Annotated in this window: 15 protein-coding genes; 14 read left to right on the top strand and 1 reads right to left on the bottom strand. The window is 66.7% G+C overall.

Features of this window, described 5'->3' with window-relative positions; translation table 11 throughout:
• The first annotated feature begins 83 nt into the window (after positions 1-83).
• The 7 genes from aroQ (at position 84) to aat (ending at position 6,430) form a co-directional block, all read left to right on the top strand.
• Entirely contained in the window at positions 84-563 is a 480-nt protein-coding gene (aroQ, locus tag ACQR1X_RS08830; protein ID WP_315800163.1) for a type II 3-dehydroquinate dehydratase, read from the top strand.
• 51 nt (positions 564-614) lie between these two features.
• A complete protein-coding gene (accB, locus tag ACQR1X_RS08825; protein WP_315800164.1) occupies positions 615-1,100 on the top strand; it encodes an acetyl-CoA carboxylase biotin carboxyl carrier protein in 486 nt (161 codons plus the stop codon).
• An 83-nt stretch (positions 1,101-1,183) separates the two neighbouring features.
• Positions 1,184-2,533 carry an acetyl-CoA carboxylase biotin carboxylase subunit gene (gene accC / locus ACQR1X_RS08820; RefSeq protein WP_315800165.1) on the top strand — a complete coding sequence of 450 codons (1,350 nt, stop codon included), beginning with the start codon at positions 1,184-1,186 and terminating at the stop codon, positions 2,531-2,533.
• 117 nt (positions 2,534-2,650) lie between these two features.
• Positions 2,651-4,171 (top strand): sensor histidine kinase, encoded by a 1,521-nt coding sequence (locus ACQR1X_RS08815; protein ID WP_434845926.1) that lies wholly within the window; start codon positions 2,651-2,653, stop codon positions 4,169-4,171.
• Positions 4,168-4,605, top strand: coding sequence for a response regulator (locus ACQR1X_RS08810; protein WP_172109443.1), 438 nt, complete (start codon positions 4,168-4,170; stop codon positions 4,603-4,605). Before ACQR1X_RS08815 ends, ACQR1X_RS08810 begins: the two co-directional genes overlap by 4 nt.
• On the top strand, positions 4,602-5,690 hold the full coding sequence (locus ACQR1X_RS08805) for a sensor histidine kinase (protein ID WP_315800167.1): 1,089 nt from the start codon (positions 4,602-4,604) through the stop codon (positions 5,688-5,690). Before ACQR1X_RS08810 ends, ACQR1X_RS08805 begins: the two co-directional genes overlap by 4 nt.
• Positions 5,691-5,749: 59 nt before the next feature.
• Positions 5,750-6,430, top strand: coding sequence for a leucyl/phenylalanyl-tRNA--protein transferase (aat, locus tag ACQR1X_RS08800; protein WP_315800168.1), 681 nt, complete (start codon positions 5,750-5,752; stop codon positions 6,428-6,430).
• Between the two features lie 7 nt (positions 6,431-6,437).
• Here aat and ACQR1X_RS08795 read toward each other — a convergent pair whose 3' ends face one another.
• Complete coding sequence (locus ACQR1X_RS08795) at positions 6,438-7,424, bottom strand: DUF2155 domain-containing protein (RefSeq protein WP_315800169.1); 987 nt, start codon at positions 7,422-7,424, stop codon at positions 6,438-6,440.
• A 212-nt stretch (positions 7,425-7,636) separates the two neighbouring features.
• Between ACQR1X_RS08795 and ACQR1X_RS08790 the strand changes: the two genes are divergently transcribed.
• From ACQR1X_RS08790 to ACQR1X_RS08760, 7 genes are all read left to right on the top strand, one after another.
• Entirely contained in the window at positions 7,637-8,410 is a 774-nt protein-coding gene (locus ACQR1X_RS08790; RefSeq protein WP_316180775.1) for an SDR family NAD(P)-dependent oxidoreductase, read from the top strand.
• Positions 8,411-8,455: 45 nt separating this feature from the next.
• The gene (locus ACQR1X_RS08785) at positions 8,456-9,418 is read left to right on the top strand and encodes an alpha/beta hydrolase (protein ID WP_434898666.1); all 963 of its coding nucleotides are present in this window, start codon (positions 8,456-8,458) and stop codon (positions 9,416-9,418) included.
• Between the two features lie 182 nt (positions 9,419-9,600).
• The gene (locus tag ACQR1X_RS08780) at positions 9,601-9,957 is read left to right on the top strand and encodes a cupin domain-containing protein (protein WP_315800172.1); all 357 of its coding nucleotides are present in this window, start codon (positions 9,601-9,603) and stop codon (positions 9,955-9,957) included.
• Between the two features lie 72 nt (positions 9,958-10,029).
• The gene (locus ACQR1X_RS08775; RefSeq protein ID WP_315800173.1) at positions 10,030-10,365 is read left to right on the top strand and encodes a hypothetical protein; all 336 of its coding nucleotides are present in this window, start codon (positions 10,030-10,032) and stop codon (positions 10,363-10,365) included.
• A gap of 191 nt (positions 10,366-10,556) precedes the next feature.
• Positions 10,557-11,723, top strand: coding sequence for an amino acid aminotransferase (locus tag ACQR1X_RS08770; protein ID WP_434898665.1), 1,167 nt, complete (start codon positions 10,557-10,559; stop codon positions 11,721-11,723).
• A 25-nt stretch (positions 11,724-11,748) separates the two neighbouring features.
• A complete protein-coding gene (locus ACQR1X_RS08765; RefSeq protein WP_316215707.1) occupies positions 11,749-12,363 on the top strand; it encodes a YitT family protein in 615 nt (204 codons plus the stop codon).
• A 261-nt stretch (positions 12,364-12,624) separates the two neighbouring features.
• Positions 12,625-13,689 (top strand): ketopantoate reductase family protein, encoded by a 1,065-nt coding sequence (locus ACQR1X_RS08760; RefSeq protein WP_315800176.1) that lies wholly within the window; start codon positions 12,625-12,627, stop codon positions 13,687-13,689.
• Positions 13,690-13,703 lie beyond the last annotated feature (14 nt).

Here is a 13,703-nt window from a genome sequence, read left to right as displayed (position 1 = left end):
CCTGCCCGGCTGCCGAAAGGCTTCCCCTTGGCGGCTTTGTTACCTATAACGCCGCCCACTGCCGCCACACCGCCGGGATGGGAATGGCCGACGCCGCGCACAACACGATCTATGTCCTCAACGGACCCAACCTCAACCTGTTGGGCACCCGCGAGCCGGAGACCTACGGCCATGCCACCCTGGCAGACGTGGAACGGCTGTGCGTCGAGACGGCCGCCCGCTTCGGCCTGACGGCGGAGTGCCGGCAGTCGAACCATGAGGGTGTGCTCGTCGATCACATCCATGAGGCCCGCAGCCGCGGTGTGGTCGGAATCATCCTCAATGCCGGCGCCTACTCTCATACCTCCATTGCCCTGCACGACGCGCTGATGGGGGTGAAGATTCCCACCGTCGAAGTGCACATCAGCAACATCCACGCCCGCGAGAGCTTCCGGCACCATTCTTTCACCGCGAAGGCCGCGTTTGCCTCGATCTGCGGCTTCGGCATCGACGGCTACCGGCTGGCGATTACCGGCCTCGCCGCCAAGATCGGCGCCAAAGCCGTCACGCAGACCGACATCTAGCGCAAGCCTGACGTCACAGTCCTCACGCCTCCCAACGTTCCGGATCAGATCATGGCGCCCCAGCCCGACGACAAGACCATCGCGAAATCCGAAGACAGCCAGCTCATTCGCGAGCTCGCAGCGCTGCTGGATGAGACCAGCCTGACCGAGATCGAGCTGGAGCGTGCCGGCCTTCGCATCCGCGTTGCCCGCAACGTGACCGTTGCGGCGGCCGTCCATTCGGCCATCGGAGCCGCCACCGCTGGCGTTCCCGTGGTCGCGGCCGCCACCGCGGCAGCCGCCGGCGCGGACTTGTCAAAACATCCCGGCGTGGTGCCCTCGCCCATGGTCGGCACCGCCTACTGGGCGCCCGAGCCCGGCGCCAAGCCGTTCGTCGAGGTCGGCTCCAAGGTCTCGGTCGGCCAGACCCTGATGATCATCGAGGCCATGAAGACGATGAACCAGATCCCGTCGCCGCGCGCCGGCACGGTGACGCAGATCCTGGTCGAGGACGGCCAGCCCGTGGAGTTCGGCGAGCCGCTCGTCATCATCGAATAAGCGCGACTAGCGGACGGCGACGAGCGAATGGTCCGCCATTCCACGTCCGCCGCTCACTACTCGCCACTCGCGCCCGAGGCACAATGTTCGACAAGATCCTCATCGCCAATCGCGGCGAAATCGCCCTTCGCATCCTCCGGGCCTGCAAGGAGCTCGGCATCTCCACCGTCGCGGTGCATTCCACCGCCGACGCCGATGCGATGCATGTCCGCCTCGCCGATGAAAGCGTCTGCATCGGGCCGCCGCCGTCGAAGGACAGCTATCTCAACATCCCCGCCCTGCTCGCCGCCTGTGAAATCACCGGCGCCGACGCCGTGCATCCCGGCTACGGCTTCCTGTCGGAGAACGCGCGCTTCGCCGAGATTCTTGCGGACCACAATCTGCATTTCATCGGGCCGAAGGCGGAGCACATCCGCCTGATGGGCGACAAGATCGAGGCCAAGAAGACGGCCAAACGGTTGGGTATTCCGGTGGTGCCCGGCTCCGACGGTGCGGTGACGCCCGACCAGGACGCGATGGCGATCGCCAAGGAGATCGGCTTCCCGGTGCTGGTCAAGGCCGCCGCCGGCGGCGGCGGCCGCGGCATGAAGGTCGCCCACACCGAGGCCGATCTGCAGCTGGCGCTGACCACAGCGGCCAACGAGGCGAGATCGGCGTTCGGCGACGCCTCGGTCTATCTGGAGAAGTATCTGCAGAAGCCGCGCCACATCGAGATCCAGGTGCTCGGCGACGGCCGCGGCGGCGCCATCCATCTCGGCGAGCGCGACTGCTCGCTGCAGCGCCGCCACCAGAAGGTCTGGGAGGAAGGCCCCTCCCCGGTGCTCGATGCGGCCGCGCGCGCCAAGATCGGCAATACCGTCGCCAAGGCGATGCAGGAGCTGAAATATATCGGCGTCGGCACCATCGAATTCCTCTACGAGGACGGCGAGTTCTATTTCATCGAAATGAACACGCGCATCCAGGTCGAGCATCCCGTCACCGAGATGATCACCGGGATCGACCTCGTGCTGGAACAGATCCGCATCGCCGCCGGCGGCGACCTGCCGATGAGCCAGGACCAGGTCGTCATCAACGGCCACTCGATCGAGTGCCGCGTCAACGCAGAGAACCCGGTCAGCTTCCGGCCCTCGCCCGGCAAGATCCAGCAGTACCATCCGCCCGGCGGCCTCGGGGTCCGCATCGATTCCGCCGTCTACCAGGGCTATGTGATCCCGCCCTATTACGACTCGCTGGTCGGCAAGCTCATCGTCCACGGCAAGAGCCGGGTCGAGTGCCTGATGCGGCTGCGGCGCGCGCTGGACGAGATGGTGGTCGACGGCATCGAGACCACGCTGCCGCTGTTCCGCGCCCTGGTCCGCGAGCCCGCGATCATCGACGGCGACTATCACATCCACTGGCTCGAGCAGTATCTGGCCGGCCAGAAGACCGACTGAGCGGCCGCATTCAGAAAACTGTCATCCGAAGCGGAACCATCCGGCCGCAGCCGCGTTCTGGTGGGTCGGATCAGTTCCGCCAGGGGGCAGTGATTTTCAACGACGTGCGAGTATGCGGTGGCGCCTGAGGTGAGACGAAGGCGCACGCTGGGACAGGTCCTGCTGCTGTCAGCGGGCTTCCTCGTGCTTGTCGCGGTCAGCACGGCGTCGGTTCTGCTGGTCAACAAGGCCCGCAGCGACAGCGCCTGGGTGGTGCACACCGTCGAGGCCGAGAACCAGATCAACGCCCTGCTGCTCGAGGTGCGGCGCGCCGAGAGCGCGGCGCGGGCCTACCTTCTCACCCAGGGACAGGAGTTCCTCAACGACCACGAGGCGGCCGTCGCGGCGATCGGGCCGGTGCTCGAGAAGCTCCATGGGCTGGTCGCGGACAACCCCGCCCAGGTTGAAAATCTCGCCACGCTGCGCAGCGTGATCGAGACCCGGCTGTCGCAATTCGACCGCGAAAAGCTGCTGGTCGCGCGCGGCGACCTCGCCGCCGCGATCGCCCTGGTCCGCGACGCGGGCTCGACCAGCAGCAGCAAGACCATGCGCGACACCGCCGAGGCGATGCGTCTCGAGGAGGAGCGGCTGCTGGCGCTGCGGACCGCCAATGCCGATGCCAGCCAGCAGCTCGCCGCCATCGTCACCATCACCGGCTCGGCGCTGGTCGTCGTGCTCGCCATCATCTCGGTGCTGCTGGTGCGCCGCTCGACCCGCGCGCGCGACGATGCCGAGGCACAGCTGCGCGAGAGCAATCTCAATCTGGAAGCCACCGTCGACGAGCGCACCGCCGATCTGCGCGAGGCCAATGAGGAGATCCAGCGCTTCGCCTATATCGTGAGCCACGACCTGCGCTCGCCGCTGGTCAACATCATGGGCTTCACCAGCGAGCTCGACGAACTGCGCAACGATATCTTCCGGCGGATTGCGACGCTGGCGCGGGCGGCCTCCGACGCGCCGCCGCCGGCGGAAGGCACCGAGCCCGAGCTCGAAGGCGCCGACAAGCAGCTTTCGGAGGACTTCACCGAAGCCCTCGGCTTTATCAAGTCCTCGATCGCCAAGATGGACCGGCTGATCTCGGCGATCCTCAACCTGACCCGCGAGGGACGCCGCGAGTTCGTGCCGGTACGGATCGATACCCGCGAACTGATCGAAGGCATCGTCTCGACGTTGGCGCATCAGGCGGCGGAAACCGACACCACCATTCGCCTGGAACCGCTGCCGGCCATCGTCAGCGACCGCCTGGCGCTGGAGCAGATCTTCTCCAACCTGATCGACAACGCCATCAAATATCTCAAGCCGGGCGTTCCCGGCGACATCGCCATTCGCGCCCGCACCAAGCTCGGTTTCGCCATTTTCGAGATCACGGACAACGGCCGGGGGATTGATCCCCGGGATCACCAACGTATCTTTGACCTGTTCCGCCGCGCCGGGACCCAGGACCGTCCGGGTCAGGGGATCGGATTGGCGCATGTCCGCGCCCTGGTGCGCCGGCTCGGCGGAACCATGTCGGTCGCATCGGAGCTCGACCAGGGCAGCACGTTCACCATCACGCTCCCGATCAACTGGAACGCCTCAAACCGGAATTCAGACCGATGACCATGCCCGTGACGATCATCATGATCGAGGACGACGAAGGCCACGCCCGCCTGATCGAGCGCAACATCCGCCGCTCCGGCGTCAACAACGAAATCAAGCCGTTCACCAACGGTACAGATGCCGTGAAGTATCTGCTGGGTGCTGACGGCACCGGCCTCGATCACAAGGGGCACGCATTGCTGATCCTGCTCGACCTGAACCTGCCGGACATGACCGGCATCGACATCCTCAAGATGGTCAAGCAGAACAGCTTCCTGAAGAGCGCGCCCGTGGTCATCCTCACCACGACCGACGACTCGCAGGAGATCAAGCGCTGCTACGAACTCGGCTGCAACGTCTACATCACCAAGCCGGTCAACTACGAGAGCTTCGCCAACGCCATTCGCCAACTCGGCCTGTTCTTCTCCGTCATCCAGGTTCCGCCCGCCGCATGAGCTCCGCCGCCCCCACGCTGCTCTATATCGATGACGACGCAGCGCTGGCGCGGCTGGTCGAGCGCGGGCTCAAGCGCCTGGGCTTCACGGTCGAACACGCGAGCGACGGCAGCGCCGGCTTGCAGCGGTTGGAGCGCGGCGGCATCGACGTCGTGGCGCTCGACCAGTACATGCCAGGCTTCGACGGGCTCGAGACGCTGGAGCGCATCATGGCGCTGCCCGAACCACCGCCGGTGGTGTTCGTCACCGCCTCACAGGATTCCAAGATCGCGGTCACGGCCCTGAAGGCGGGCGCGGCCGACTACCTCGTCAAGGACGTGCAGGGCGAGTTCATCCCGCTGCTGCAGGTCGCAGCCGAAGGCGCGGTGCGGCAGGCCCGGCTGCAGAAGGCGCGCGACGAGGCCGAGGCCGAGGTGCGGGCGTCACGCGACCGCTACGCGGCGCTGGCCGCCGAGCGCGAGGTCCTGCTGCGCGAGGTCAATCACCGCGTCGGCAATTCGCTCCAGATCATCGCCTCGCTGCTGCATCTTCAGGCCAACTCCAGCAATCAGGACGACGTCAAGGCGGCGCTGACCAACGCCATGGGCCGCGTCGCCGCCGTGGCACAGGTGCATCGCCGCCTCTACACGTCCCAGGACCTCAAGAGCGTGCTGCTCAACCAGTACCTGGATTCGCTGCTCGACGACCTCCGCCGCTCGGCCGAGGGCAACCGGATGTCGCGGCTGACCCTGAAGGCGGAGCCGGTCGAGATCGACCCGGATCGCGCGGTCGCGATCGGCATCGTCGTCAACGAGCTGGTCATGAACGCGGTCAAATACGCCTATCCCGACGGCCCTGGCCCGATCCATGTCGAGCTGAAGCTCGCGGGTGAGGACATCATGCTGTCGATCGCCGACAACGGGGTCGGCCTCAACGCGACCAGCGACCCGCGCTCGACCGGCATGGGCCAGCGCATCGTCAGCGCCATGGCGACCAAGCTCGATGCCAGCGTCGGCCCGGACCCGAACCATGCCGGCACCAAGATCGTCGTCCGATTCCGCTTCGAAAAGCATGCTCCCAAGCCCGCTTCTGCCGCGGTCGGTTGAGCTGGCGCGGACGGAACGCGACCATCGCGCGGCCGACGTCGGCCTGCTATGCTGATCTCATGAATACGCGCGACTCCGCAGCGTCAGAGATCACGCCCGAGGTCCTGCTGCGTGCCTATGCCTGCGGCATCTTCCCGATGGCCGAAAGCGCCGACGACCCGACCTTGTTCTGGGTCGAGCCGGAGCTGCGCGGCGTCATTCCGCTCGACGGCTTTCGCGTCGCCTCGCGCCTGGCGCGCACGGTCCGGTCGGATGCCTTCACCGTGACGGTGAACCAGGCCTTCAAGGCGGTGATGGATGGCTGCGCCGCGCCGCAGCCCGGCCGCGAGGACACCTGGATCAACAAGCGCATCCGCGAGCTCTATAGCGGCCTCCACGCGCTCGGCCATTGCCACAGCGTCGAATGCTGGCAGGATGGCGAGCTGGTCGGCGGCCTCTACGGCGTCAGCCTGGGCCGCGCCTTCTTCGGCGAGAGCATGTTTCACCGCACCCGCGACGCCTCGAAGGTCGCGCTGGTGCATCTCGTCGCGCGGCTGATCGCCGGCGGCTTCGAGCTGCTCGACACCCAATACGTCACCGAGCACCTCAAGACCTTCGGCGCCCTCGAGATCCCGCGCCGGCGCTACACCGTGCTGCTCGAAAAGGCCCTGAGGGGGCCGGCCGCCAATTTCGCCAGGCTGGCGGTTGATCGGCCGATCTCAGGCGCCGAGGCACTCGCGATCATCGCCGCGCGCGGCTGAGCGCCGGTTATCTGAACACTCCGCCGAACGGTCCGCCCGCCTGGGGCGGCGGCGGTGGTGGCGGCACCTGCTGGGTCTGATACTGCTGCGGCGGCGGTGGCGACCTGGGCGCCGCCTGCCGCTGCTGCGGCGGACGCTTTTGCGCAGGCTGCGGCGCCGCGGCCGGCTTCTGATCCGGCGCGGCGCTGACGACCGTGGTCTGCGGCTCTTTGCAGTCGACCAGCCAGATGTCGTAGATCGGGTGCTCGACGCCGTGCAGGCCGGGGCTGGCCGCGAACATCCAGCCCGAGAAGATGCGCTTCACCTCGCCCTGCAAGGTGATCTCGTCGACCTCCACGAATGCGTCGGTGTTGGCGGCCTCGGTGGCCGGCCGCGTGTAGCAGGCATCGGTTTTCACCCGCAGGGCGCCGAACTGTACGGTCTCGCCGATTTCCTCGTCGAAATTGATGATGCGGCCGGTGATCTTGTCGAGCCCGGAGAAGCTCGCCTTCTTGTTGACGATCTTCTGCGCCGGCGGCTCGGTCACGACCTCGTCGCCCGGCTGGATGGTGGCCGGGGTTTGCGGTACCGCGCCGTTCGGCGGGATCGCCGCATTCTGGGGTGCGCCGCGTGGCGGCGCCTGCCGCTGACCGGGCGCAGCCCCCGGCTGGCCGGGCGGCGGCACGGCCGCGACCGGAGGATTGTTCTGTGGCAGGATCGTCGTTCCCGGCGGCGGCGCCAGCGGCTGGGATTGGACCGGACCCGGCAGGGCGGCGCCCTGCCCTGGCGGCGGCCGGGTCGGCGCCGGCAGCACCCGGCCCTGCGGCAGCTCGGGGATCTCCTCCTCTTCCTCGGGAGGCGGAATCGGCTCGCCACGGCGCGGAATGTTGCCCGGCGGGCGCGGAACCGGATCGGAGAAAATGGTACCGATCTGCGCGCGCGCCGGCACGGACAGCGTGAGGGATGTGGCGGCCAGCAATGCCGCGATACCGGTCAGGACGATTGTTCGGTGCATCTCGCGCGGCTTTATCAGGCGAATCGGGGTTCGGGACAATCAAATCGCGTCATGACCCATCCGCCGCTCTCGATCAGCCCTCCCGTTAACATGCCGAATACGGCGGGGAAAGGGCGAGCTGCCAGCACGCCGCGTGCTGGTCAGCCGGTTCATCCAATGAGATAGTCGTGATCAAGAGCCGGACGGAACCGGCGTCAAAGGGAAGGAAACCGATGTCTGATTCGATCCGTCTCGACGGCCGGGTGGCCGTCGTTACCGGCGCGGCCGGCGTCATCGGCGCCGCGACCATGCGGCTGCTGGCCGCGCGGGGCGCCCGCATCGTCGCCGTCGACCGGCGCGAGGCCGATCTCGCCGCCGCGACGGCCGGCCTGCCCGCAAGCGCCGAGACCTTCGCCGTGGCCGCCGACGTCACCGACGAGGACCAGGTCGCAGCCTATGTCCGACAGGCCTGCAATCGGTTCGGCACCATCGACGTGTTCTTCAACAATGCCGGCATCGAAGGCGAGATCAAGCCGATCACGGCGTATCCGCTGGAGGCGTTCCGCCGCGTGCTCGACGTCAACGTGGTCGGGGTCTTTCTCGGCCTCAAGCACGTGCTGCCGGTGATGCTGAAGCAGAACCGCGGCTCGATCATCAACACCGCCTCGATCGCCGGCCTGATCGGCTCGCCACAGATCGCGGTCTACAGCGCCAGCAAGCACGCGGTGATCGGCCTGACCAAGAGCGCATCGTGGGAATGCACCGGCACCAATGTGCGCGTGAACTGCATCTGCCCCGGGCTGATCGAGAGCCGCATGCTGAGCGCGATCATCGAAGGGCGCAGCGGCGCTCCCGTGCCGGCCGACAAGGTCGTCGACCGCGTCCCCGCGCGCCGGCTCGGCCAGGGCGCGGAGGTCGCCGCGATCGTCGCCTTCCTCGCCTCCGATGATGCGAGCTACGTCTCCGGCGCAGCCTACACCGTCGATGGCGGCCGCACCGCCGCCTGACGTCCCTTCCACTCGACCGTCTTTTCAACCCGACAGGTTTTTGCAATGCCCGTGCAACTCGATGCCGATGCCGCTGCCGTCTACAAGGCATTTCAGGAGGCCGGTCGGCCGGCCTATGAGACGCTGACACCGCAGGAGGCGCGGGACTACTACCTGGCCGCGCGCGTCGTCAGCAATCCCGAGCCGCCCGAGCTTGCGGAGGTCAAGGACCTCGCCATCCCTGCCCCGCATGGCGCAATCCCGGCCCGGCTCTATCGGCCAAAAACGGTGCGGCAGACCAACGGTCTTGCGCCGGGATTGGTGTTCTATCACGGCGGCGGCTGGGTGATCGGCAATCTGGACTCGCACGACGTGGTCTGCCGCGCGCTGGCGCACGAAGGCGAACTGATCGTGATCTCTGTCGATTACCGCCTCGCGCCCGAGCACAGGTTTCCGGCCGCGGTCGACGACGCCGCCGCGGCCATACGATGGATCGCCGACAATGCCGCCGCGCTCGGCATCGATGCAGCCAGGCTCAGCGTCGGCGGCGATTCCGCCGGCGGCAATCTCGCCGCCGTCGTCGCGCTCTCGGCGCGCGACGGCAAGGGCCCGAAGCTCTCAGGCCAGGTGCTGATCTATCCGGCCACCGACTTTTCGATGAGCCATCCCTCGCACAGCGAGCCCGAGACCAGCGTGCTGCTGACGCATTCGGTGATCCGCTGGTTTCGCGACCATTATCTCAACAGTGCCGCCGACATCCATGATTGGCGGGCCTCGCCGGCAAAGGCGGAAACCCTGGTCGGGCTCCCGCCGGCTTATGTGCTCACCGCAGGCGCCGATCCGCTGCGCGACGAAGGCGACGATTACGCGCGGCGCTTGCGCGAGGCCGGCGTGCCGGTGACCTATCGGACGCATCCCGGCCAGTTCCACGGCTTCTTCACCATGGGCAAGCTGCTCGACCAGGCCAATGTCGCGGCGCGCGACATCGGCGTCTGGCTGAAACAGCTCGATCGGCCCGGCGGCATCTGAGCCGTTACCGCGCTGAGCTCAGAACACAACGACCCGCGAGTTCGCGGGTCGCGCTCACATGCGGTCGAAGTCGTCTCGTGTGAGATCGGCTTGCTCGCGCTCGAGCAACAGCTACATCCCGTGCAAACCAGCCGGGACGACTGGACAGCCACATCTCATTCCTCGCAGCAGGAGACTCGCGCATGAAGACCGTGAACCTCGCCGACAAGCTGAGCCAATTCTCAGGCCATTGGGACCCGCACGTGGTCGCGGACTACAACGACAATGACGTGATGGTCGTGAAGTTCATGGGAGAATTCCCGTTCCACAAGCATGACACGACGGATGACTTCTTCCTCGTCCTGGAAGGCGAGATGGAAATGGATATCGAAGGTCAGCCCTCGCGAACGGTGAAGGCCGGCGAGTTGTTCGTTGTTCCCAGAGGCGTCGTCCATCGGCCGCGCGCGGCCAAAGAGGTCAAGGTGCTCCTGATCGAACCCAAGGGCGAACCGAACTCAGGCGACTCCGACCGGGTGCCCGCGCCCAAACCGCGCATCTGACTCGCCGAAAGACGTCAGAGCTTCGGGACTCCGCGAGTTTGAGATATCATTCGGAGCGGACAGGTGAGCAGGATGAACATGGAGCCAACTCTGGAGATTGCGCTGGCTTGGTTCAAGCCCGAGGAGTGGGATGATATCAGGCGTATCTGCCCAGATCTGCACGATACCTACGAAGAATGGCTGACCAGCGTTCAGGAGGTCATCGACACGATCGGCGATCGTCCAGACCAGCGTGTCGTGAAGGTGATCCTGACCGCCGCCGAGCTTCGGACATGGCAGCGTGCGACCGGACGCAAAGTCGATGGCAGGGTTCGCTCCCAGCTTGCCGCCAAGCGCGCGAGCAGGATCCGCAACGAGTCCCCACAGCCGTCTCCCGAGCCTCGTTCTGGCTCAGACGGCAGTCGCTGACGCTTGTCGCTCAGTACGCTCAGGCAGGCCAGGGCCAGTTCTGAGGGCGCAACGGCCGCCCATGCAGCTGACGAAGCGGAGCATCGCCGAAATGTCCGCTGTTTTTGCGCTGCAACCAAGATAGTGTCCCGTCGCCCGCAAGGACGGCCCATGGCCGTCTGGCGAGACCATCCTCCAATAGGATCGCCCCGATGTTCGACCGCTTGACCCACCAACCCGATGACCCCCTGCTCGCTCTGATCGGCATCTTCAAGGCTGATCCGAGAGCGGACAAGGTCGATCTGGGCGTCGGCGTGTATCGTGACGAGGCCGGCCATTCGCCGATCTTCCGCGCTGTGAAAGCTGCCGAGCGCATCATCTGGGAGAGCCAGGACAGCAAGAGCTATGTGGCGCCGGAAGGCGACCAGGCATTCCTCGACCTGCTGTGGTCGATGGTCGGCGGCACGGCCTTGCCGGTCCACGCCGCCGGCGTGCAGACGCCGGGCGGCTCCGGCGCCTTGCGCCTCGCAGCCGATCTGGTTCGCCAGGCCGGCACCGGCAAGATCTGGCTCGGCCTGCCGAGCTGGCCCAACCATGCCGGCATCTTCGCCGCGGCCGGGCTCGAGATCGAGACCTATCCCTACTTCGACGTGCCCTCGCAGACGCTGCAGCTCGACCACATGCTGGAGGCACTGCAGCGCGCCGCGCCCGGCGACGCCGTCCTGATCCACGCCTCCTGCCACAATCCCACCGGTGCCCCGCTGCGCGCGGAGGATTGGGCGCGCATCACCGCCGTGATCGCCGCGCGCGGGCTCGTGCCGCTGATCGATTCCGCCTACCAGGGATTCGGCGCCGGGCTCGAAGGTGACGCCGCCGGCCTGCGGACGATGATCGCGGCCGTCCCCGAGGCGCTCGTGGCCGTGTCGTGCTCGAAGTCCTTCGGGCTCTATCGTGAGCGCACCGGCGCGCTCTATGCCGTCGCGACGTCGCAGGCAGCCGCCGACACCGCGCGCTCCAATCTCGTCGCGATCGCGCGCACCAGCTACTCGATGCCGCCGGACCATGGTTCGGCGATCGTGAAGACCATTCTCGACAGCTCCGATCTGCGACGCGACTGGAGCGAGGAGCTCGAGTCGATGCGGCTCCGCCTGGCGAGCCTGCGGCGCGGCTTTGCCGAGGCGCTCGGCGGGCGCTGGTCCAACACGATCGCGATCGGCGTCCAGGAAGGCATGTTCTCGCTGCTGCCGGTGACGCCGGCCGAGGTCATGGCCTTGCGCGAAAAGCACGGCGTGTACATGCCGACCTCGGGCCGCATCAACATCGCAGGCGTGAAGCTCGCCGACGTCTCGCGCGTCGCCGGCCTGTTCAAGTCGCTTTGAGCCATCGCCTGCAAGGACCAAGGCCGTGACCGAGATCGTCGCTCAGGAGCGGCACAAGCTCTACGAGGACGCGATGGCGCTGACGCTGGGCACGCTGTTCGTGTCGCTCGGCATGCTCATCTACAGCAAGACGGTGCTGCTGGTCGGCAGCACCGCCGGCCTGTCGCTGCTGTTGAGCTACGTCAGCGGCTATGGCTTCGGCGTCAGCTTCTTCCTGATCAATCTGCCGTTCTATGCGTTGGCCGTCCGGCGCATGGGCTGGCCATTCACGATCCGCACCTTCGTCGCGGTCGGGCTCGTCGCGCTGTTCTCACGGCTGACGGCGTCATGGATCGACATCAGCCATATCGATCCGATCTATGCCACGGTGATCGGCGCCGGCCTGACCGGGACCGGTCTGCTGATGCTGTTCCGGCATCGCACCGGGCTCGGCGGGATCAACATCCTGGCGCTCTATCTGCAGGAGCACTGGAAGATCCGCGCCGGCTATTTCCAGCTCGCCGTCGACTTCCTCATCATGATCGCCGCGTTCTTCGTCATCCCGGTCAACCGTCTGGCGCTGTCGATCCTGGGCATCGTGATCGTCAACGTCATCATCGCGATCAACCACAAGCCCGGGCGCTATATGGCGCTGAGCTGAGCCGCCGGATTTCCAAGCGCAAGGTCGATCGCGCCTGGCCGGCTCGGCCGCGACACGCGCCGGGTGCCGCCTGGGTGCGCTGCACCTTGCCAGACGGCGCATTCCATGGGATGAAAGCTCTGGTATGCCAGCAACCGAGGCAATGGGTTACCGCCTCCGTCCGCCCCTGCGGGGCGCCTGACGGACTCTTCGGTCCGGCTGGATCACCAATAAGAAACGCGAACGCGAAATCTCGAACCGATCTCTGGGGACGACCAAGGCATGGCACGCAACATCCTGATTCTCGGGGCCTCCTACGGCTCCCTCCTCGGCACCAAGCTGCTGATGGCCGGTCACAACGTGACGCTGGTCTGCCGCAAGAAAACGGCGGAGCTGATCAACCGCGACGGCACCGAAGTCCGCATCAAGCTGCGCGACGAGCCGACGCACCGCTCGATCTTCTCGCGCGACCTGCCGGGCAAGCTCGACGCCGCCACGCCGGATAGTGTCGACCTGTCGCGCTACGACCTGGTCGGCCTGGCGATGCAGGAGCCGCAATACACCAACCACACCATTCGCGTGCTGATGGTGAAGATCGCCGAGGCCAGACTGCCGTGCCTCTCGATCATGAACATGCCGCCGCTGCCCTATCTCAAGCGCATCCCGGCGCTCGCCAATGTCGACCTCGACGAGGCCTACACCAATCCCGCGGTGTGGGAACGCTTCACGCCCGGGCTGGTGACGCTGTGCTCGCCGGATCCGCAGGCCTTCCGTCCGCCGGAGGAAGGCGCGAACGTGCTGCATGTCGGCCTGCCGACCAACTTCAAGGCCGCTGCGTTCGAGGACGAAACGCACAACGCGCTGCTGCGCGAGCTCGAGCGCGACATCGACGCGGTCAGGCTCGACGGCCAGGACGTGCCCGTGAAGCTGAAGGTGTTCGACTCGCTGTTCGTGCCGCTGGCGAAGTGGTCGATGCTGCTGACCGGCAACTACCGCTGCATCACCCGCGGCGAGCCGCAGGCGATCCGCGACGCCGTGCACGGCAACCTCGCCCAGTCGAAATCGATCTACGAGCACGTCGACGCCATCGCGCGCAAGCTCGGCGCCGATCCAAGCGACCAGGTGCCGTTCGAGAAATACGCCAAGGCGGCCGAGAGCCTGCTCAAGCCGTCGTCGGCCGCGCGCGCCGTCGCCGCCGGCGCGCCCTTCATCGAGCGCGTCGACCTTCTGGTGAAGCTGATCTCGCAGCAGCTCGGCATGCCCAACCCCGAGATCGATCAGACAGTGCAGACGGTCGACTTCAAGCTCAACGAGAAGATCGTGGTCGGCGGCTCCAGCGCGCAATGACGCGCGGGCGCCGA

The organism is Bradyrhizobium sp. HKCCYLRH3073 (assembly GCF_051167995.1).
Classification (GTDB): Bacteria; Pseudomonadota; Alphaproteobacteria; order Rhizobiales; family Xanthobacteraceae; genus Bradyrhizobium.
The sequence above is the reverse complement of the archived record's forward strand: the minus strand, read 5'-3'. Positions and strand labels throughout refer to the sequence as shown.

Excerpts from the sequence above, each read along its gene's own strand:
- accC (WP_315800165.1), top strand. The coding sequence starts at position 1,184 with ATGTTCGACAAGATCCTCATCGCCAATCGCGGCGAAATCGCCCTTCGC.
- ACQR1X_RS08790 (WP_316180775.1), top strand. The coding sequence starts at position 7,637 with ATGTCTGATTCGATCCGTCTCGACGGCCGGGTGGCCGTCGTTACCGGC.
- ACQR1X_RS08775 (WP_315800173.1), top strand. The coding sequence starts at position 10,030 with ATGAACATGGAGCCAACTCTGGAGATTGCGCTGGCTTGGTTCAAGCCC.
- ACQR1X_RS08810 (WP_172109443.1), top strand. The coding sequence starts at position 4,168 with ATGACCATGCCCGTGACGATCATCATGATCGAGGACGACGAAGGCCAC.
- ACQR1X_RS08760 (WP_315800176.1), top strand. The coding sequence starts at position 12,625 with ATGGCACGCAACATCCTGATTCTCGGGGCCTCCTACGGCTCCCTCCTC.
- ACQR1X_RS08785 (WP_434898666.1), top strand. The coding sequence starts at position 8,456 with ATGCCCGTGCAACTCGATGCCGATGCCGCTGCCGTCTACAAGGCATTT.
- accB (WP_315800164.1), top strand. The coding sequence starts at position 615 with ATGGCGCCCCAGCCCGACGACAAGACCATCGCGAAATCCGAAGACAGC.
- aat (WP_315800168.1), top strand. The coding sequence starts at position 5,750 with ATGAATACGCGCGACTCCGCAGCGTCAGAGATCACGCCCGAGGTCCTG.
- ACQR1X_RS08795 (WP_315800169.1), bottom strand. The coding sequence starts at position 7,424 with ATGCACCGAACAATCGTCCTGACCGGTATCGCGGCATTGCTGGCCGCC.
- ACQR1X_RS08805 (WP_315800167.1), top strand. The coding sequence starts at position 4,602 with ATGAGCTCCGCCGCCCCCACGCTGCTCTATATCGATGACGACGCAGCG.
- ACQR1X_RS08780 (WP_315800172.1), top strand. The coding sequence starts at position 9,601 with ATGAAGACCGTGAACCTCGCCGACAAGCTGAGCCAATTCTCAGGCCAT.
- aroQ (WP_315800163.1), top strand. The coding sequence starts at position 84 with ATGGCCGACGCCGCGCACAACACGATCTATGTCCTCAACGGACCCAAC.
- ACQR1X_RS08770 (WP_434898665.1), top strand. The coding sequence starts at position 10,557 with ATGTTCGACCGCTTGACCCACCAACCCGATGACCCCCTGCTCGCTCTG.